We start from the raw sequence: 19,165 nt of genomic DNA, 5'->3' as shown, positions 1-19,165 counted from the left end.
ACACTTCGCGCCGAATGTCCGATTCTGCGAAAGTGTGGGATGAGTCTCAGAAGCCCTGATCGTCTTTGAAATTCGGTCGATCGCGTGTCTACCGTCGGGACCGCTCGCCAACACGAGCCCCGGCTGCCGCAACGCCGAATCCTGCCAGCGGCCGCACGGGAACAGTCGTCGCGTCAAGCGCCGTAGGCAGGAGCGGGGGACCCAAGGTAAGTGCCGGGGCCAGCTCTTGAGGCTGGAACCGGCTTGGGGTGAAGCCGCGCACCGAGAGGTGTGCGGCCGGGCAACTCAACCGGCCCGAACCCGACAGCTCACCTCGCAGGCGTCGGTGAGGGGATCCACCATGCTGTTTTCCGCCAAGGGCAAGCACCGCCGCCCGTCCAAGGCCACTCGCGCCATCGCCATCGCCGGTGTCACCGGTGCCGCCGTCGCCGCCCCGCTGATGGCGGCCGGCAGCGCCTCCGCCGCCACCGCCTCCGAGTGGGACACCGTCGCCCAGTGCGAGTCCGGCGGCAACTGGTCCATCAACACCGGCAACGGCTACTACGGCGGCCTGCAGTTCTCGGCCTCCACCTGGGCCGCGTACGGCGGCACGCAGTACGCCTCCACCGCCAACCAGGCCTCCAAGGCGCAGCAGATCGCCGTCGCCGAGAAGGTCCTGGCGGGCCAGGGCAAGGGTGCCTGGCCGGTCTGCGGCAAGGGCCTGTCGAGCGCCTCCTACAACGGTGGCGCCGCCGAGTCCTCGTCCAGCGGCTCCAGCGGCTCCTCGCAGAGCCAGAGCCAGGGTCAGAGCACCGACACCAGCAGCCGCTCCACCAGCGAGCAGCCGGCCTCCCGCTCCGCCGAGCGTCCGGCCACCAAGAAGACCGTCACCACCCCGACCGGCAAGAAGGTCAAGAAGGGCGACGGCGAGTACAAGGTCGTCTCCGGTGACACCCTCAGCTCCATCGCCGAGGAGCACGACGTCAAGGGCGGCTGGGCGAAGCTGTTCGAGCTGAACGAGGACATCGTCGACGACGCCAACCTCATCTACCCGGGTCAGCAGCTCCACCTGAAGTAAGAGGCGGCACCCGGCTGAACCACAGCGACCCCACATCCGTGCCCTTCATGATGAAGGCCTCGTGCGGGTCCACCCCCGTCCCCACGGGCTCCCCGCTCCGGTGCGTGTTCCCCCGTACGCATCGGAGCGGGGTTTTTTGTGCCTTCTGCTGGTTCCGTTCTTTGTTCCGTTCGGAAACAATTTGTGCTCGGTTCTGCCCAAGGGGTGGGCGATCGGCTGGCCGATCGCCCCGGGCCGGTTAGGCTCGGTCCCGCAGGACCCATCGTGGTCCCGCTGCCCACGTCACATCCAAGAAGGAGATGCTCGTGCCGTCCATCGACGTCGTCGTAGCCCGGGAAATCCTGGACTCCCGAGGCAACCCCACGGTCGAGGTCGAGGTCGGCCTCGACGACGGCAGCACCGGTCGTGCCGCCGTCCCGTCCGGCGCCTCCACGGGCGCATTCGAGGCCATCGAGCTCCGTGACGGCGACCCGAACCGCTACCAGGGCAAGGGTGTCGAGAAGGCCGTCCTGGCCGTCATCGAGCAGATCGGCCCGGAGCTGGTCGGCTACGACGCCACCGAGCAGCGGCTGATCGACCAGGCGATGTTCGACCTGGACGCCACCGACAACAAGGGCTCCCTCGGCGCCAACGCCATCCTCGGCGTCTCCCTCGCCGTGGCCCACGCCGCCTCCGAGGCCAGCGACCTCCCGCTCTTCCGCTACCTGGGCGGCCCGAACGCGCACCTGCTGCCGGTGCCGATGATGAACATCCTGAACGGCGGCTCGCACGCCGACTCCAACGTGGACATCCAGGAGTTCATGATCGCCCCGATCGGCGCGGAGTCCTTCTCCGAGGCCCTGCGCTGGGGCACCGAGGTCTACCACACCCTCAAGAAGGTGCTGAAGAAGAAGGGCCTGTCCACCGGCCTCGGCGACGAGGGCGGCTTCGCCCCGAACCTCGGCTCCAACCGCGAGGCCCTCGACCTCATCCTCGAAGCGATCAACGAGGCCGGCTACACCCCCGGCGAGCAGATCGCCCTGGCCCTCGACGTCGCCGCCTCCGAGTTCTACAAGGACGGCGTCTACTCCTTCGAGGGCAAGGAGCGCTCCGCCGCCGAGATGACGGAGTACTACGAGGAGCTCGTCGCGGCCTACCCGCTCGTCTCCGTCGAGGACCCGCTGTTCGAGGACGACTGGGCCGGCTGGAAGGTCCTCACCGACAAGCTGGGCGACAAGGTCCAGATCGTCGGCGACGACCTGTTCGTCACCAACCCGGAGCGCCTGGCCCGCGGCATCGACGAGGGCGCGGCCAACGCCCTGCTCGTCAAGGTCAACCAGATCGGCTCGCTGACCGAGACGCTGGACGCCGTCGAGCTGGCCCAGCGCAGCGGCTTCAAGTGCATGATGTCCCACCGCTCCGGCGAGACCGAGGACGTCACCATCGCCGACCTGGCCGTCGCCACCAACTGCGGCCAGATCAAGACCGGTGCCCCGGCCCGCTCCGAGCGCGTCGCCAAGTACAACCAGCTGCTGCGCATCGAGGAGATCCTCGACGACGCCGCGGTGTACGCCGGCCGCTCGGCCTTCCCCCGCTTCAAGGGCTGAGCCGTACCGGGCCACGCCTGAGCCAGTCGTACGTACGTCCCCGTATCCGGTCCCGTACCGTGTGCGGGGACGTACGCGCGTGTGAGACGGAGGCGGGGACATGGCCGTGAAGGACCGGGACCGGTTCTCCACCACGACCAGGATCCGGTTGCTCGGTGAGCAGACGGCGGCCCGCGTCTACCGCTCGCAGACCAGACGGCAGGCCCGCCGCTCCCGGCTGACCGGCCGCGCCGCGCTGCTCGCCCTCGTCCTGTGCACGCTGGTCGTGGCGCTCGCCTATCCCATAAGGCAGTACGTCTCCCAGCGCGCCGAGATCGCCGACCTGCAACGCCGGCAGGAGCAGGCCCGGCAGCGGGTGGAGCAACTGCGCGACCTCAAGGCACGCTGGCAGGACGACGCCTACGCGGAGCAGCAGATCCGGCAGCGGCTGCACTACGTCATGCCGGGCGAGACGGGCTTCGTCGTCATCGGCCCGGACGCGGCCACGCGGTCGCGCGCCGACCAGGGCGCCGCCGGCCGCCCCTGGTACGCCAACGTCTGGGACGGCGTCGACAAGTCCGACGCCTCCGACCAGTGAACTGACCGATAGAAAGACAGGCATGCAGACGCCCCCGCCCCCTACGCCGCGCACCGACCCCACCGACGCGGACGTCGAAGCCTTCAAGCAGCAGCTCGGGCGCCCGCCGCGCGGCCTGCGCGCCATCGCGCACCGCTGCCCGTGCGGACAGCCGGACGTGGTCGAGACGGCCCCCCGCCTCCCCGACGGCACACCCTTCCCGACGCTCTACTACCTGACGTGCCCGAAGGCGTCCTCCGCCATCGGCACGCTGGAGGCGAACGGTGTGATGAAGGAGATGACGGCCCGCCTGGAGAGCGACCCGGAGCTGGCCGCCGCCTACCGTGCCGCGCACGAGGACTACGTCCGGCGCCGGGACGAGATCGAGGAGCTGAAGGGCTTCCCCAGCGCGGGCGGCATGCCGGACCGGGTCAAGTGCCTGCACGTCCTGGTCGCCCACTCCCTGGCGGCCGGCCCCGGGGTGAACCCGCTGGGCGACGAGGCGCTGGAGATGCTGCCGGAGTGGTGGCGCAAGGGGGCGTGTGTGGTGCCCGCGGGGGAGACGTCCGTACCGGAAGCGTCCGCGCGACAGGCGTCCGGTCCGCGGACGCCCGTGCGGGACACGTCCGTCCCGGGGGAGACCCCGTGACCCGGGTCGCCGCCGTCGACTGCGGTACGAACTCGATCCGGCTCCTCGTCGCGGACGCCGACCCGGCGACCGGTGAACTGGTCGACCTGGACCGCCGGATGACCATCGTCCGGCTCGGCCAGGGCGTCGACCGGACCGGCCGGCTCGCTCCGGAGGCGCTGGAGCGGACCTTCGCCGCCTGCCGTGAGTACGCGGAGGCCGTCAAGGAGCACGGCGCCGAGCGCCTGCGCTTCGTGGCCACGTCCGCCTCCCGGGACGCCGAGAACCGCGCGGACTTCGTCCGCGGGGTGCTGGACATCCTCGGGGTCGAACCCGAGGTCATCACCGGCGACCAGGAGGCCGAGTTCTCCTTCACCGGTGCCACGAGGGAACTGACGGGCCGGGGCGACCTGGACCGTCCCTTTCTGGTCGTGGACATCGGCGGCGGCTCGACCGAGTTCGTCGTCGGCGAGGAACACGTGCGCGCCGCCCGCTCGGTCGACATCGGCTGCGTACGCATGACGGAGCGGCACCTCGTCCGGGACGGCGTCGTGTCCGACCCGCCGTCCCCGGAGCAGATCGCGGCCATGCGGGCCGACATCGAGGCGGCCCTCGACCTCGCCGAAGGGACGGTCCCGCTGCGCGAGGCGCGCACGCTGGTGGGCCTGGCCGGCTCGGTGACGACGGTCTCCGCGATCGCGCAGGACCTGAGCGCGTACGACCCGGCGGCCATCCACCACTCCCGCGTCTCCCGGGACCGGGTCCGCGAGATCACCGAGTGGCTCCTGCGCTCGACCCACGCCGAGCGCGCGGCCGTCCCCTCCATGCATCCGGGCCGCGTCGACGTGATCGGCGCGGGCGCCCTCGTCCTGCTCTCGATCATGGAGCGGATCGGCGCGGAGGAGGTCGTGGTGAGCGAGCACGACATCCTCGACGGGATCGCCTGGTCTGTGGCCTGACCGCCTACAGGTTGCGGTTCACGTCCCGCCGGTCGCCCACCTTGACGACGAGGATGACGAGCTCACCGTCGTTGATCTGGTAGGCGACCCTGTAGCTGCCGACCCTGAGTCGGTAGGGCCCCGTACACGCGACCATGCTCGGGGATCGCGTTCGTGGGCGACGCCCGACGGGATCGCCTTCACGGTGGCGGAGGATCTCCAGGAGCGCTTCGGGCGCTTCGACGGCATCGCGGGGCCGTGGCGCAGGCCTCCGCGGACCGGGACGCCGGCCCCGCCGATCAAGGGGCTTGGGCCTCTGCTGAGCAGGTCGGAGAACGTATGAGCGCGTCCGAGGGGTCCTCCTGGGCCCCTCGATGACGCGCCGTCGGGAAAGTTCGTGAAGTTCTTCACAAGGAATTTGGTCCTACCGGAGCGCGAACGGCGTCCGGTTGACCCTTCCGGGGGTTCGGTACCCCCTTGAACATGTTCAGAAGGGGTGTGGGAGGGCTGCCGGGAAGGGATTCACGCGGGTCCGGCCAAGGTGCTCACGCGGGGTCCGTGCGTCCGGAACGGCAGCTCACGCGGCATTGACAAGGGGTCCGGTGTGCACATGCCGCCGGTTCGCGCCATGACCTGGATCACGTGAGCGGCGGAGGATAACACACACCTCGTACAAGCTTGTGAAGGGGCGCACGAGCGACGGTCCAGTGGCAGGTGGATACTCGATGGCATGAGCACCACGGAGCGTCCCAGGATCCTCGTAGTAGGCGGTGGGTACGTAGGCCTGTACGCAGCTCGGCGCATTCTCAAGAAGATGCGCTACGGCGAGGCGACCGTCACGGTCGTCGACCCCCGGTCGTACATGACCTACCAGCCCTTCCTCCCCGAAACCGCCGCCGGCAGCATCTCCCCGCGCCACGTCGTCGTCCCGTTGCGACGCGTGCTGCCCAAGGCGGAGGTGCTCACCGGTCGGGTCACCACCATCGACCAGGACCGCAAGGTCGCCACGATCTCCCCACTGGTGGGCGAGGCGTACGAGCTGCCCTTCGACTACCTGGTCGTCGCGCTCGGCGCGGTCTCCCGTACCTTCCCGATCCCCGGCCTCGCCGAGCAGGGCATCGGCATGAAGGGCATCGAGGAGGCCATCGGCCTGCGCAACCACGTCCTCGAGCAGCTGGACAAGGCCGACTCCACGAACGACGAGGAGATCCGCCGCAAGGCGCTCACCTTCGTCTTCGTCGGCGGTGGCTTCGCGGGTGCGGAGACCATCGGCGAGGTCGAGGACATGGCCCGCGACGCGGCGAAGTACTACAACAACGTCTCCCGCGAGGACATGCGGTTCATCCTCGTCGACGCCGCCGACAAGATCCTCCCCGAGGTCGGCCCCAAGCTCGGCCAGTACGGCAAGGAGCACCTGGAGGCCCGCGGGGTCGAGGTCTACCTCTCCACCTCCATGGACTCCTGCGTCGACGGCCACGTGGTGCTGAAGAACGGCCTCGAGGTCGACTCCAGCACCATCGTGTGGACGGCCGGCGTCAAGCCGAACCCGACCCTGTCCCGCTACGGCCTTCCCCTCGGCCCCCGCGGTCACGTCGACTGCGAGCCCACGCTCCAGGTCAAGGGCACCGACTACATCTGGGCCGCCGGTGACAACGCCCAGGTTCCGGACCTCGTCGGCCGCAAGGCGGGCAACGAGAACGCCTGGTGCCCCCCGAACGCGCAGCACGCCCTCCGCCAGGCGCGGGTCCTCGGCGACAACGTGATCTCCGGTATGCGGGGCTTCCCGCAGAAGGACTACAGCCACGCCAACAAGGGTGCTGTGGCGGGCCTCGGCCTCCACAAGGGCGTCGCGATGATCGTCATGGGCAAGATGAAGATCAAGCTCAAGGGCCGGCTGGCGTGGTACATGCACCGCGGCTACCACGGTCTGGCCATGCCGACGTGGAACCGCAAGATCCGCGTCTTCGCCGACTGGACGCTCGCCATGTTCCTCAAGCGCGAGGTCGTGTCCCTGGGCGCCCTGGAGACTCCGCGCGAGGAGTTCTACGAGGCCGCGAAGCCCGCGCCGGTCGCCGCCGCGAGCAAGGCCGAGGGCAAGTCCAAGGCCGAGGACAAGCCGAAGGCCGAACAGGCCAAGGCGTCCTGACGCCCGGTCACTGAAACCCCATGAAGGGGCCGCCCGCCATCCGTGGTGCGGGCGGCCCCTTCGGCGTGTCCCGGTGTTCCCGTGTTCCGGCGTTCGAGCGTTCGGGCGTTCCGGTGTTCCGGGTTCTTCGTCTCCTCTGAGTACTGGTGCTCATGTGCCGTGTCCTGTCCGGGTGTTGGATGTGTGCATGTTCAAGACAGAGCGGATGTCCGCTATCACTGCCGGTAGTTAGAGTGATGGGTGCGGCTGGAGAACCGGGGTCGCCTGGTGGTCGTACGTCGTAAGGGGAGGGTGTCGTGTCGTCGAGGGTGGACGGATCGGTGTCGGGTACGTCGTGGGTCTCCGGCCTGGTCGGCGCGGTCACCGCTGCCACCGCCGACGTGGCCGCCGAGCTGTCGTCGTTCACGGAGTTCCGCCGGCGCGTCGACGAACTGATCCGTGAGCTGAAGGGATCGCAGGCGGGCCCCGGCAAGGTCGGCGAGGAACCCCTCGCACGCCACCAGTTCGGCGGCGGGGACGGATCCTTCAGGGAGGCGTCCGGGCTGTTCACGGCGTACGACACCGTCATCACCGAACTGGAGACCCTGTCGAAGCTCCTGTCCGACTCCATGGAGGGCATGGGCATCGCGGTCCTGGCGTCGCACAAGGGCTACGAGAACATCGACCTGGACATCCGGGACCGGATGACGGCGATCAGCACGGAGACGACGGAGCACTACGGGGGCGGTTACGACCCCGGGGCTCCGCAACGGAGCGCCGGGACCGGCGGAGGCCGGAAGCCCGAAGGCGGCGACGCGGGAGGCACGATCTGATGCCGGCTGAAGGACCTGGTGGCAGCACCCCCTTCGAGAACATGAGCCACGAGCAGATGCTGGCCTGGCTGGACCGGGCGAACGCGGGCACGGTCCAGGCCGCCGCCGACCGGCTGGTCACCGCGGCGAAGGAGATCCGCAAGATCGCCGAAGAGCTGAAGGTCCGCCCGCAGTGGGTGGAATGGAAGGGCGAGGGCGCGGACGCCTTCCGCACCTGGAGCGCGGATCTGGCCAACTCCGCTTTGAGACTGGGCGACTTCAGCGAGGGCGCGGGGCAGTGGCTGGCCCGGGCATCCGACGCGATCGCCCATGCGCAGGTGTCGATCCCGCGGGACGCCGGGAGCGCGCAGGCGAACCTCGACGCGGCCCGGTCCGCCCGCAACGACCCGGACGCGGCGTCCGTCGGAGCCAAGTCCACGAGCGAGCTCGCGGCACTGGCGGCGAACAAGGAGGCGGTACGGCAGCAGGCCGCCGCGCAGATGCGGAAGCTGGGGGAGTCGTACTCGTGGTCGGCGATGCAGATGAACTCGCTGGAGCGGCCTAAGTTTCCGCCGCCGCCGGAGGCGATCGTGCCGGAGAAGGAGAAACAGATTGACGAAGCGCGCAGTCTTGCGCGCCCCGGCAGTGCGCATCAGGGCTCTCCTTCGACCATGCCCCAGGTGTCCACTCGGGCTTCGGACGTAGCTGTGGGACAGACGGGGCCGTCCTCTCGTGGTTCCGATCTGCCTGAGCGCCCCGCGCTCGCGGACGTCACACCACCGACTCGAATGGACATCGACTCGGTGGAGACACTCCCGCGCACCTCACAGACGCCGGCGGGTCCGGCGGTCGGCCCGCCCGCCCCTGGCCGGGTGGATGCCGGGGTGACCCCGCCGACGGGGATGATCACTCCGGCGTTGGGAGGCCGCACGGCATCCTCTGCCGGTCCGGCGGTACCGGGGCGGGCGACAGTTGCCGGACGCACGCCCTCGCTGCCGGGCCAGGGAGTCCCCGCCACGAACCCCGGCCGCGCGTCTGGTGGCAACGGCATCGTCGGCGGCCGTCCCACCACACCGCCCGCGGGCAGGCCGATGGGAGCCATCCCGCGAGGCACAGTGGTGGGCGGCGAGGCGACGACCTCTCGCGGTCCGCTGGGCCCCGCCGCGAACACCGCCGCTCCCGCCGGTTCGGCAACCGGTCGGCCGGGGCAGTCAACCGGTCGAGCCCTTCCTCCCTCCAACGGAGGCGTCGTCGGCGGCAGCCGGCAACAGTCCGGCCGGGCGGAAACCCGCCCCTCCCTGCCTGGCAGCTCCGGAGTGGCCGGGAACTCCGGCGCCACCGTGAGAGGTGGCGTCTCGGGTGGCGCGCCCAGCGCAGGGCGCCCGGGCGCGAGCCGTGGTGACAGCGCTCCGCGCACGGCACAGTCAGCTTCCCCGCCCCGCACGGACAACAGGAGCGGACGTTCTCGCCGCCAGGCCGGGGACGACGAGAACCGGCAGCAGGGCGGACGCCGCACCGTGCCGCCGGTCGTCGACTGACACATCAGGAAGGCAAGAGGGAGCACATGCTTGGAAGCGGTACTCGACGCAGGCGACGCCAGGCTGCGGCATCGACGGTTCTCGGCCTGCTGCTGGTGGGCGCCGCGGGCGTGCCGGCCCATGCGGAGTCGACGCGCGAGCAGCAGTGGTTCCTCGACGCCATGAAGGCCGAACAAATGTGGCGGACCAGCACGGGCGAGGGCGTCACGGTCGCCGTGATCGACACGGGAGTCGACGCGACCAACCCCGACCTGAGGGGTCGCGTTCTTCCAGGCAGAGACTTCGCTCCGGACCAGCCGGGAGACGAGCACACCGACTACGAAGGCCACGGCACGGGCATGGCCGGCCTGATCGCCGGTACGGGTGCGTACGGAGGCGGCAACGGAGCCTTCGGCCTCGCGCCCGGCGCGAAGATCCTCCCCGTGCGGCTGCCCGAGTCGGGCGAGGTCAACCAGGCCGAGGGGGACAAGCGCTTCAACGAGGCTGCCTCGAAGGCGATCCGCTACGCGACGGACGCCGGGGCGCAGGTCATCAATATCTCCCAGGCATCGCCAACAGACTCATCGCAGTTGAGGTCGGCAGTGAAGTACGCCCTGGAAAAGGGCTCCTTGATCTTCGCGGGGGTCGGCAATGACGGCGACACAACCAACGGGGCCATGTATCCCGCCGCTACCCCGGGCGTGGTCGGTGTGGGCGCGGTGGGCAAGGAGCTGCACAAGACCCCCGAGTCTCAGTACGGCCCCCAAGTAGATATGGCCGCACCGGGCGATGACATGGTCCACGCGTGCGGGGACGAAACCGGACTGTGCGTAAGCCACGGCACCAGCGACGCCACCGCCCTCGCCTCCGCCAGCGCCGCCCTGATCTGGTCCAAGCACCCGACCTGGACCAACAATCAGGTACTCCGCGTCATGCTCAACACCATCGGCGCCCCCACGGACGGCGCCAAGCGCAACGACTCCATCGGCTACGGCATCGTCCGCCCCCGCATCGCTTTGCAGACCCCGGGTGACCCCGGCCCGGCTGACGTGTATCCGCTCCCGGACCTGGCGGCCGCGGCATCGACTTCGCCCTCGCCTTCGGCTTCGGAAACTGCCGACATCGGTGCTCTGGCGAAGGATGACAACAGCGCCGCGACGGCACCTTCGGACAAGGACGACAGCCTCCTCTGGATCACCCTCGGTATTGCCGTGCTCCTCGCGGCGGGGCTCACGCTTGCCATCGTCGTCCGCAGGCGCCGGACAGCGGCAGTAACACCCCCCATGCCTGCGTCCGCCCCCGGGCAACACCCTTACACCTCTGGGGGGTTCGGGCCGCCCCCTCCGGCGCCCGGCACCGCCCCGCCTGGTCAAGGACCCGGTTCCGTCTGAGTGCGGATACTCAGACGCCGTAGTGGCCGATACGGATGGGGTGCGCGATGAAGGGGCGTTACCGTGCGTGTTGATCACCGCAATGGCAGAGGATGATCCACCGAATCTGAGCCTGGACGTCGTATCCGGTTGCTACAAGGTCCCGGACGGTGAAGAGGTCGACCGCTTCTAGTAAGAGCTGGATTCGATTTTCCGGCACCACGTGAGGCGCGTCCAGCAAAAGGCGCCTGTTCATCGGCCCTGCCGATCATTCGAGCAGTGGCGCGAAATACCGAAATCGGGACACTGGTGATGGGCTACCTTTGGGACAAACTGACCGGCACCCGATACCCCGAGACTGGCGTCGCACCATTGTCCGCCACGGAGGTCCGGGCCGCGTTGTTCGCGATCAACGGCCCGGACAAGCCGTACCGCGTGCGCAACGCTCTCCCCGCCGAGAAGGCCGACTTGGTGGCGGAGTGGCATGTCCTGGAACCAGTTTGGGGCTCTGGCCGTTCCCGTAGGCAAGTCGAGCGGACCCTCAAAACCCGGATGCGCCTGGACCCGTCGAAACATGAGGTGCGGGTCTGCGACGAACAGCGGGAGGTGACGCGGGCCGGGAAACCGCCCGGGCGGATCGTTGCACGCGAGCGCGGCCGTGGGCCACAGATCATCAAGGTTTCCTGGAGAGGGTATTACGAGCGGGGAGCCGACGGTCGTCGGCACAAGGTCGAGACGTTCCGCTTCGACTCGCGGGACATGCGGAATCCCTTGCAGGCAGCGGTCCTCGGCGCGGGATGGACGTGGCGCGGAATGTTCAAGCTGTAGGTGACCGGTGAGGCATGGGGCTGGGCAGTCGGCTGTCCAAGGCTCCCGCTCCTTCGGCTCCCTGAGCGGGACGGGACGTCATCATGCGGCGTGTGCTGCGAGGTATGCGTGAGTGGCTGTAGTCACTCACGCTGGGGTTGTGAACGGGTTGTGGCGTCGAAGTTCCTCACCATGAGTGCGGAGTTGACCAGTGCGAGCGTCAAAGAGCTTGACTCATTGGGGGATACCGGAGTCCTCCCTCAGCTCGTCGAGGAACGAGCCGAACGCGGCAGCGCTTACCGTGAACCCCCTTTGGCCGGACAACCGCCGTCACCTCCGATCCGGCGTCACCCCGGTTCTGTGGATCCCAAAAAGTGGGGAACGCGACGGACAGGCGGTGGGCCGACGGTCGGCCAACGCTTCGGTGCAGGCCGAAACGCCAAGCCTGTTGGGAGGCGGCGGCGAAATGTTCGCGGGCCGCCCAGGGGAGCGGTCGTAGCGGACGAGGCGATCCGCTCGTAGCCCTTCGGCAGTTTCCGGGACAGGTCCTTCTTCTCCCGCCGCCGCACCGTTCCGCCAGTCATCGACTGACACATCCAGGAAGGCAAGAGGGAGGACATGCGTCGTTCTCGCGCCTTCGGAGCCCGCCGGATGAGCCGGCAGGCGGCGCCGTCGCGGTCGGCGCTGCGTGAAGCGACAGAATCGGATCAGTCGGGCTGACGCACTGGCCGTCGACGCACTCAGCGCGCCCCGAGCGCCTCCCCGATTCCCGTGGCGTCTGCATCTTTTTGCTCAGCCGTAACGCGTATGGGGGACTGCGGCGCGGCCCCGCAGATGTTTACGTGGGGGTGGGACATTCCGGGATCCCTCGTCACGGAGGTGCACGCCATGCCAGACGCCGCCCTGCGGCTGAAGAGCCTCGTCGAACAGTTGCTGGGAGCCCCTCTGCCGGTGCGCGTGCGCGCCTGGGACGGCTCGCAGGCGGGGCCGCCGGGCGCGCCGACCCTCGTCGTCCGCAATCGCCGCGCCGTACGCCGTCTGCTGTGGAAGCCGGGCGAACTGGGTCTCGCCCGTGCCTGGGTCGCCGGTGACCTTGAGGTCGAGGGGGATCTCTACGCCGCCCTCGACCTGGTGTCGGGGTTCGTGTGGCAGCGCGGGGAGGACGCCCGCGGGCTCGCCCAGGCCCTGCGCGAGCCCGAGGTGCGGGCCGCCGTACGCGGGCTCCTCGTCCTCGCCGGGCCCCCGCTGCCCCCGCCCCCGCCCCCCGAGGAGACCCGCAGACCCCGCCGCCACCTGCACACCAAGCACAGTGACCGGCGCGCGATCAGCCACCACTACGACGTCGGCAACGACTTCTACGAGATCGTCCTCGGGCCGTCCATGGTGTACTCCTGCGCCTACTGGCCCGCCCCCGAGGCCGGCGGCGGCACGCTGGAGACCGCCCAGCGGGACAAGCTCGAACTCGTCTGCCGCAAGCTCGCCCTGAGGCCCGGCATGCGGCTGCTGGACGTCGGCTGCGGCTGGGGTTCCATGGCCGTCCACGCCGCCCGTGAGCACGGCGTGAGCGTCGTCGGCATCACCCTCTCCCAGGAGCAGGCGGCGTACGCCCGTAAGCGCGTCGCCGACGCGGGACTGACCGACCGGGTCGAGATCCGCGTACAGGACTACCGGGACGTCGCCGACGGGCCGTACGACGCCGTCTCGTCCATCGGCATGGCCGAGCACGTCGGTGCCGAGCGCTACCTGGAGTACGCCGAGCACCTCTTCCGGCTCCTCCGGCCGGGCGGGCGGTTGCTCAACCACCAGATCGCCCGCCGGCCCCATCGCGATGAGGGCGCGTACCACGTCGACGCGTTCATCGACGCCTATGTCTTCCCGGACGGCGAACTCGCGCCCGTCGGCACCACGGTCACCCAGCTCGAACGCGCCGGGTTCGAGGTGCGGGACGTCGAGTCGATCCGCGAGCATTACGCCCTCACCCTGCGCCGCTGGGTCACCAACCTGGAGGCCGACTGGGAGCGAGCCGTCCAGCTCACCAGCCCCGGGCGGGCCCGCGTCTGGCGGCTCTACATGGCCGCCTCCGCGCTCGCCTTCGAGCACCACCGCATCGGCGTCAACCAGGTCCTCGCCGTCAGGACGCCCGAGTCCGGCGACGCGGGGATGCCGCTGCGGTCCCGTACCTGGAACTGAGCAGGAGCGGCAGCGGGGCCCCGTTCCGGTCGAAGGAACGGGGCCCCGGGGCCGGCGTACGCCCGGCGCTACTCCGCCTTGATCGCCGACAGCATGTTCAGCCGGGCCGCCCGCCGCGCCGGCCACAGCGCCGCCAGGACGCCGACCGCCGCCGCGAGGAGGAGGAAGACGGCCATCCGCGCCCAGGGCAGGACGAGTTCGTACGTCGGCAGGCTGGTGCCGAGGAGCTCACCGGCCGCCCAACCGAAGAACACGCCCAGTCCGATGCCCAGCACCCCGCCGAACAGGGAGATGACCAGGGACTCCAGGCGGACCATCCGCTTGATGCCCTTGCGGTCCAGGCCGATCGCGCGGAGCATGCCGATCTCCTGGGAGCGTTCGAAGACCGACATCGCCAGGGTGTTGATGACACCGAGGACCGCGACGAGCACGGCCATGGCCAGCAGGCCGTAGAGCATGTTCAGCATCAGCGTGAACATCTGCGCGATCTCGTCGGAGAGGTCCTTCTTGTCCTGGACCCGGATGGCCGGGTTGGAGCCGAGGGCCTTCTCCAGCTCGTCCTTCGTCGCGCTCGACGCGCCGTCGGCCGTCTTGACCATCACCTGCATGTCGGCCGGGTCCGTCTGGTGCGGGGAGAGCACGGCGTTGTCCAGGATGATGCCGTGGATCATCTCGTTGCCCTCGTAGACCCCGGCGACGGTCAGCTGCTGCTTCTCGCCGTCCTCGTAGGAGACCGTGAAACGCGAACCGGCCTGCCAGCCGTGCGAGGCGGCCGTCGTGTCGTCCACGACGACCCGCGGACCCGCCACGGTGAAGGCGCCGCTGTCGACCTTCAGGTCGGTCAGTTCGGTGATCGTGCCGCCGGTGACGCCGGTGAGGTACTCGGTCTCGCCGTCGATGCGGGAGGGCGCGTTGCGCAGCGGGCTGGTGGCGGTGACGCCGTCGACCTGCCCCAGCTTCCTCTCGACGTCCGGGGACAGCTCGTTGCCGTTGGCCATGGACACCACGTAGTCCGCGCGGATCGCGGACGAGGCCATCTTGTCGATCGCCTTCTGCACGCTGCCCGCCATCACCGTCATACCGGTGATCAGCGTGAGGCCGATCATCAGGGCGGAGGCCGTGGCGGCCGTACGGCGCGGGTTGCGCACCGAGTTCTGGCGGGCCAGCTTGCCGGAGACGCCGAACACGCGCAGGACCGGGGCCGCGGCCGCGATCAGCGGGCGGGACAGCAGGGGGGTCAGGATGAAGACGCCGATGATCAGCAGGACCGCGCCGATGCCCATGGGGGCCTGGCCGTCCGAGCCGGACATCGTCGTCGCGGCGAGGACGACCGCGATGCCGACCGCCGAGAACAGCGCGCCCAGGGTGTTGCGCAGCACCAGCGACTTGGTGGTCGCCGCCGCGTGCAGGCTGCTCATCGCCGCCACCGGCGGGATCTTCGCGGCCCGGCGGCCCGGCAGCCAGGCCGCCAGCATGGTGACGAGGACGCCGACGGCGAGGGCCGCGAGGACCGTGCCGGGCGTGATGACCAGCGGCCCGTCCGGGACGGTCGCGCCGAGCGAGCCCATCAGCGACCGCAGCCCCGCCCCGATGCCGACACCGACGGCGAGACCGGTCACCGCGGCGACCACGCCGACCACGAACGCCTCGATGAGGACGGAGCGGGTGACCTGCCGGCGGGAGGCTCCGACGGCCCGCAGCAGGGCCAGTTCCTTGGTGCGCTGGGCGACCAGCATGGTGAAGGTGTTGGCGATGATGAACGTGCCGACGAACAGCGCGATGCCCGCGAAGACCAGCAGCCCCTGCTTCAGGCCGGACATCGAGGCGGAGATCGCCTCCGCCTGGCTGTCGGCCAGTTCCTGTCCGGTGGTGGTCTCGACGGTGTCCTTCGGCAGCGCCTTGTCCAGCTCCGCCTCCAGCGCCGTCTGGCTGACGCCCGCCTTCGCCTTGACGTCGATCTGGTCGTACGTGCCCGCCTTGCCGAACAGCCGCTGGGCCGTCGCCGTGTCGAAGAGGGCGAGGCTGCCGCCGGCGGCGACATTGCCGTCGTCGGTGGTGAAGACGCCGGTGATCTTCGGGTCGAGCACCGGGCCGTCCACCGAGATCCGTACGGTGTCGCCGACCTCGTATCCGGCGCGCTGCGCGGTCTCGGAGTCGATGAGGACCTCGCCCTCGCCGCGCGGCGTGCGCCCGCTGACGAGCGGATACCGGGGGTCCTTCGCGCCCCAGTAGTTGCCGCCCTGCGACTGGAAGCCGCCGCCGATCAGCTTGCCGTCCTTGTCGGCGATGGCGGTGAAGCCGTTGACGACGCCGATGGCGGACGCGGCCCCCGGCACCTTCGCGCTCTCGTCGAGCAAAGCCTGGGTCAGCTCGGCCCGCTTGCCGACCGTGTCGCCCCTGTCCTCCTGGAGTTCGGCCTCCACGGCCACGTCGACCTGGCCGAAGCCCTTGGCCGAACTCTTCTGGTACGCCTCGGAGATGGTGTTGGTGAAGACCAGGGTGCCCGACACGAAGGCCACGCCGAGCATCACGGCGAGCACGGTCATGAGCAGTCTGGCCTTGTGCGCGAGTACGTTGCGCAGGGCTGTGCGGAACATCAGCTGGTGCGGCCCTTCGCGTCGAACTGCTTCATGAAGTCGAGGACCGACTCCGCCGTGGGGCCGTACACCTCGTCGACGATCCGGCCGTCCGCGAGGAACACCACCCGGTCCGCGTACGCCGCCGCCACCGGGTCGTGGGTCACCATCACCACCGTCTGCCCGAGCTCCCGCACGGAGTTGCGCAGGAAGCCGAGGACCTCGGCACCCGCGCGCGAGTCGAGGTTCCCGGTCGGTTCGTCGCCGAAGATGATCCCGGGCCGGGAGGCCAGCGCCCGGGCCACGGCGACGCGCTGCTGCTGGCCGCCGGAGAGCTGGGACGGGCGGTGGCTGAGCCGGTCGCTCAGGCCCACCATCCGGATCACGGAGTCCAGCCACTCCTTGTCGGCCTTGCGGCCCGCGATGTCCATCGGGAGGGTGATGTTCTCCAGCGCGGTCAGCGTCGGCAGCAGGTTGAACGCCTGGAAGATGAAGCCGATCTTGTCCCGGCGCAGCTTCGTCAGCTGCTTGTCCTTCAGCGACCCGAGCTCCGTGTCACCGATGCGCACCGAACCGGACGAGAACGTGTCCAGGCCGGCCACGCAGTGCATCAGCGTGGACTTGCCGGATCCGGAGGGGCCCATGATCGCGGTGAACTCGGCCTGGCGGAACTCGACGGAGACCCGGTCCAGGGCGACCACCTGGGTCTCGCCCTGTCCGTAGATCTTCGACAGATCCGTGGCGCGCGCGGCCACGGCGGTGGTGCGGCCGGCGATGGGAGTGGTGGTCACGGAGAGGCGCTCCTGACGGGACGACGGTTGTGGGGTCGTGTTCCATGGTGGTCGCCGTTCTGGCCCGTGGAGTCAGCCGCTGTTCCGGTTCCGAAGGCAGACTCGGGGCGGACCGGGGGGCCGTCGTGTCATACCTGGGGATGACGGGGGCTCCCGAGGGGGGCGCGTCAGGAACAGGTGGAGCCCCCTTGTTCGGACGGTGAAATTCCGTCATTCCGCATGCGCGGCCGGGGGGTGCGCGCCAGGCTGTTGGCAAGTGCGGACGGCGTGTACCGGGGGCTGATGCTCCCTCAGGCGCCAATAAAATAAGACAACATGGGTTCGCCCGCCCGATGCCGGCGGGAGGTATCCCGATAGGCTCGGAACCTCGATGCGGAGCCCATGGCCTGCCCGGATGGTGGAATGCAGACACGGCGAGCTTAAACCTCGCTGCCCCTTCGCGGGCGTGCCGGTTCAAGTCCGGCTCCGGGCACTTCCGACTCGTGCACCCTCCATTGAAGAGTTCACCGCATCCAGTTCACCGCATCCCCGTCGTCCGCGTGACCGCAGACCGCGCGACCGTTCACCGCAGACCACGCGACCGTTGACAGCGGGCGCACGCGGTCGCAGACTCATGCCCGGGAGCGGGTGAAGAGAATTTCACCATGCGAACAAACTGTTCGCCACGCGTGTCACCACCCGAACGGCTTCCGCACCAACGATCCCCGCACGAGCACGTCACTCCTCACGAATACGTCACTCCGCACGAACGCATCACTCCGCACGAACACCCCGCACGGGCGATCCACAGGCGATGCCCCACGGAACCTGCGGCGAACAGAGAGGCTGGTCGATGCGCACCACCGTCGGCATCATCGGAGCCGGGCCGGCCGGTCTGCTCCTGGCCCGGCTGCTCCACGACGCGGGCGTCGACTCGGTCGTCCTGGAGAGCCGTGACCGCGCCTATGTCGAGCACCGGCAGCGGGCCGGGATCCTGGAGCAGGGCACGGTCGACGTGCTGCGCGAGGCCGGCGCCGGGGAGCGCATGGACCGGGAGGGCCTGCGTCACGACGGAATCGAACTGAGATTCGCAAAGCAGCGTCACCGCGTCGACTTCCCCGCCCTCACCGGCGGCCGCTCGGTGATGGTCTACGCCCAGACCGAGGTCTGCAAGGACCTCATCGCCCTCCAGCTCGCCGAGGGCGGCCCCCTGCTGTTCGAGGCGGAGGCGCTCGGCGTCGAGGACGCCGACACGGACCGGCCACGCGTCCGCTTCCGGCACGAGGGCCGCGAGGACGTCCTGGAGTGCGACTACGTCGTCGGCTGCGACGGCTTCTGGGGTGTGGCGCGCAAGGCGGTCCCCGCCGCACTGTCCCGCACCTTCGAACGGACGTACCCCTTCGGCTGGCTCGGCATCCTCGCCGACGTCCCGCCCTCGCACGACGAGCTGGTCTACGCCCGCCACGACCGCGGCTTCGCCCTGCTGTCCATGCGCTCCCCGGCCGTCTCCCGCCTCTATCTCCAGGTCCCGGAGGGCACGGACGCCGGGTCCTGGAGCGACGACGCGATCTGGGCGGAGCTGGAGCGCCGCTTCGAGACCGCCGACGGCTGGCGCCTGGAGCGGGGCCCGGTCACCCAGAAGTCGGTCACCCCGATGCGCTCCTACGTCCACGAGCCCATGCGGTACGGCCGCCTCTTCCTGGCCGGGGACGCCGCCCACATCGTGCCGCCCACCGGGGCCAAGGGACTCAACCTGGCCGTCGGGGACGTCGTGACCTTCGCGCGGGCCCTGGCGTACGAGCGGGAGAAGGGCTCGCCGGAACTGCTCGACGCCTACTCGGCGACCTGTCTGCGCCGTGTGTGGCAGGCCGAACGGTTCAGCTACGACATGACGAGCCTCCTGCACCGCGCCCCCGACGCCACTCCCTTCGAGGACCGCCTCCAGCTGGCCCGGCTGGAGCGGATCGCCTCCTCCCGGGCCGCCGAGACCGACCTGGCCGAGGCCTACACCGGGTTCCCGTTCGGCTGATCGGAGGCCCTCCGTTCGGCTGAACGGGGCGGTGGGTCTCCGACCGGTCCCGGCCGTGTCCCGGCCCGGTCATGAAAGCGCCCCTCCGTGGCCGGGAATCAAGGGCCCGCGTAGCGTGTTGCGCAGCACAACGAGGGAAAGATCCTCCCCAAGCACTAGGGTCATTCCTTTGCCTACCTATTACTCTTGAGCCCAAGGCCCCAC

At 69.8% G+C, this 19,165-nt stretch carries 15 protein-coding genes, 1 tRNA gene and 1 riboswitch; of the genes, 13 read left to right on the top strand and 3 right to left on the bottom strand.

What is annotated here, in order from left to right; translation table 11 throughout:
• Positions 1 to 168: 168 nt before the first annotated feature.
• Positions 169 to 337: riboswitch (cyclic di-AMP (ydaO/yuaA leader) on the top strand.
• 3 nt (positions 338 to 340) lie between these two features.
• The 5 genes from QQS16_RS18260 to QQS16_RS18240 all read left to right on the top strand — a co-directional run bounded on the left by QQS16_RS18260 (position 341) and on the right by QQS16_RS18240 (position 4,786).
• A complete protein-coding gene (locus QQS16_RS18260; protein ID WP_286062896.1) occupies positions 341 to 1,057 on the top strand; it encodes a LysM peptidoglycan-binding domain-containing protein in 717 nt (238 codons plus the stop codon).
• Between the two features lie 299 nt (positions 1,058 to 1,356).
• A complete protein-coding gene (gene eno, locus QQS16_RS18255) occupies positions 1,357 to 2,643 on the top strand; it encodes a phosphopyruvate hydratase (RefSeq protein ID WP_286062895.1) in 1,287 nt (428 codons plus the stop codon).
• A 100-nt stretch (positions 2,644 to 2,743) separates the two neighbouring features.
• The gene (locus tag QQS16_RS18250) at positions 2,744 to 3,220 is read left to right on the top strand and encodes an FtsB family cell division protein (protein ID WP_286062894.1); all 477 of its coding nucleotides are present in this window, start codon (positions 2,744 to 2,746) and stop codon (positions 3,218 to 3,220) included.
• Positions 3,221 to 3,242: 22 nt separating this feature from the next.
• Entirely contained in the window at positions 3,243 to 3,848 is a 606-nt protein-coding gene (locus QQS16_RS18245; RefSeq protein WP_286062893.1) for a DUF501 domain-containing protein, read from the top strand.
• Positions 3,845 to 4,786 (top strand): Ppx/GppA phosphatase family protein, encoded by a 942-nt coding sequence (locus QQS16_RS18240; RefSeq protein WP_286062892.1) that lies wholly within the window; start codon positions 3,845 to 3,847, stop codon positions 4,784 to 4,786. The genes QQS16_RS18245 and QQS16_RS18240 overlap by 4 nt, the downstream gene beginning before the upstream one ends.
• Before the next feature lie 4 nt (positions 4,787 to 4,790).
• On the opposite strand, the gene QQS16_RS18235 is transcribed toward QQS16_RS18240, so the two are convergent.
• Entirely contained in the window at positions 4,791 to 4,982 is a 192-nt protein-coding gene (locus QQS16_RS18235; RefSeq protein ID WP_353479728.1) for a type II toxin-antitoxin system RelE family toxin, read from the bottom strand.
• A 513-nt stretch (positions 4,983 to 5,495) separates the two neighbouring features.
• Between QQS16_RS18235 and QQS16_RS18230 the strand changes: the two genes are divergently transcribed.
• The 6 genes from QQS16_RS18230 to QQS16_RS18205 all read left to right on the top strand — a co-directional run bounded on the left by QQS16_RS18230 (position 5,496) and on the right by QQS16_RS18205 (position 13,586).
• A complete protein-coding gene (locus tag QQS16_RS18230) occupies positions 5,496 to 6,911 on the top strand; it encodes an NAD(P)/FAD-dependent oxidoreductase (RefSeq protein WP_286062890.1) in 1,416 nt (471 codons plus the stop codon).
• 296 nt (positions 6,912 to 7,207) lie between these two features.
• Positions 7,208 to 7,723: a DUF2563 family protein gene (locus tag QQS16_RS18225; RefSeq protein WP_353479676.1), complete on the top strand. Its 516-nt coding sequence runs from the start codon at positions 7,208 to 7,210 to the stop codon at positions 7,721 to 7,723.
• Positions 7,723 to 9,240, top strand: a complete 1,518-nt coding sequence (locus QQS16_RS18220; RefSeq protein WP_286062889.1) for a WXG100 family type VII secretion target — start codon at positions 7,723 to 7,725, stop codon at positions 9,238 to 9,240. The genes QQS16_RS18225 and QQS16_RS18220 overlap by 1 nt, the downstream gene beginning before the upstream one ends.
• A gap of 26 nt (positions 9,241 to 9,266) precedes the next feature.
• Positions 9,267 to 10,610 (top strand): type VII secretion-associated serine protease mycosin, encoded by a 1,344-nt coding sequence (mycP, locus tag QQS16_RS18215; RefSeq protein ID WP_286062888.1) that lies wholly within the window; start codon positions 9,267 to 9,269, stop codon positions 10,608 to 10,610.
• Between the two features lie 258 nt (positions 10,611 to 10,868).
• Positions 10,869 to 11,417, top strand: coding sequence for a hypothetical protein (locus QQS16_RS18210; protein ID WP_353479675.1), 549 nt, complete (start codon positions 10,869 to 10,871; stop codon positions 11,415 to 11,417).
• A gap of 867 nt (positions 11,418 to 12,284) precedes the next feature.
• The gene (locus QQS16_RS18205) at positions 12,285 to 13,586 is read left to right on the top strand and encodes a class I SAM-dependent methyltransferase (RefSeq protein WP_286062887.1); all 1,302 of its coding nucleotides are present in this window, start codon (positions 12,285 to 12,287) and stop codon (positions 13,584 to 13,586) included.
• A 68-nt stretch (positions 13,587 to 13,654) separates the two neighbouring features.
• On the opposite strand, the gene QQS16_RS18200 is transcribed toward QQS16_RS18205, so the two are convergent.
• Both QQS16_RS18200 and QQS16_RS18195 read right to left on the bottom strand, forming a co-directional pair.
• Positions 13,655 to 16,183 (bottom strand): ABC transporter permease, encoded by a 2,529-nt coding sequence (locus QQS16_RS18200; protein ID WP_286062886.1) that lies wholly within the window; start codon positions 16,181 to 16,183, stop codon positions 13,655 to 13,657.
• A complete protein-coding gene (locus tag QQS16_RS18195) occupies positions 16,183 to 16,953 on the bottom strand; it encodes an ABC transporter ATP-binding protein (protein WP_286062884.1) in 771 nt (256 codons plus the stop codon). Before QQS16_RS18195 ends, QQS16_RS18200 begins: the two co-directional genes overlap by 1 nt.
• Before the next feature lie 388 nt (positions 16,954 to 17,341).
• Between QQS16_RS18195 and QQS16_RS18190 the strand changes: the two genes are divergently transcribed.
• A tRNA-Leu gene (locus QQS16_RS18190) sits at positions 17,342 to 17,425 on the top strand.
• A 360-nt stretch (positions 17,426 to 17,785) separates the two neighbouring features.
• The gene (locus QQS16_RS18185; RefSeq protein ID WP_286062883.1) at positions 17,786 to 18,961 is read left to right on the top strand and encodes a 4-hydroxybenzoate 3-monooxygenase; all 1,176 of its coding nucleotides are present in this window, start codon (positions 17,786 to 17,788) and stop codon (positions 18,959 to 18,961) included.
• Positions 18,962 to 19,165: the final 204 nt, after the last annotated feature.

Source organism: Streptomyces sp. ALI-76-A, from assembly GCF_030287445.1.
Taxonomy (GTDB): Bacteria; Actinomycetota; Actinomycetes; order Streptomycetales; family Streptomycetaceae; genus Streptomyces.
The sequence above is the reverse complement of the archived record's forward strand: the minus strand, read 5'-3'. Positions and strand labels throughout refer to the sequence as shown.

Bases quoted from the DNA above. Each gene is read 5' to 3' on its own strand.
- QQS16_RS18260 (WP_286062896.1), top strand. From the start codon at position 341: ATGCTGTTTTCCGCCAAGGGCAAGCACCGCCGCCCGTCCAAGGCCACT.
- eno (WP_286062895.1), top strand. From the start codon at position 1,357: ATGCTCGTGCCGTCCATCGACGTCGTCGTAGCCCGGGAAATCCTGGAC.
- QQS16_RS18250 (WP_286062894.1), top strand. From the start codon at position 2,744: ATGGCCGTGAAGGACCGGGACCGGTTCTCCACCACGACCAGGATCCGG.
- QQS16_RS18245 (WP_286062893.1), top strand. From the start codon at position 3,243: ATGCAGACGCCCCCGCCCCCTACGCCGCGCACCGACCCCACCGACGCG.
- QQS16_RS18230 (WP_286062890.1), top strand. From the start codon at position 5,496: ATGAGCACCACGGAGCGTCCCAGGATCCTCGTAGTAGGCGGTGGGTAC.
- QQS16_RS18220 (WP_286062889.1), top strand. From the start codon at position 7,723: ATGCCGGCTGAAGGACCTGGTGGCAGCACCCCCTTCGAGAACATGAGC.
- mycP (WP_286062888.1), top strand. From the start codon at position 9,267: ATGCTTGGAAGCGGTACTCGACGCAGGCGACGCCAGGCTGCGGCATCG.
- QQS16_RS18205 (WP_286062887.1), top strand. From the start codon at position 12,285: ATGCCAGACGCCGCCCTGCGGCTGAAGAGCCTCGTCGAACAGTTGCTG.
- QQS16_RS18200 (WP_286062886.1), bottom strand. From the start codon at position 16,183: ATGTTCCGCACAGCCCTGCGCAACGTACTCGCGCACAAGGCCAGACTG.
- QQS16_RS18185 (WP_286062883.1), top strand. From the start codon at position 17,786: ATGCGCACCACCGTCGGCATCATCGGAGCCGGGCCGGCCGGTCTGCTC.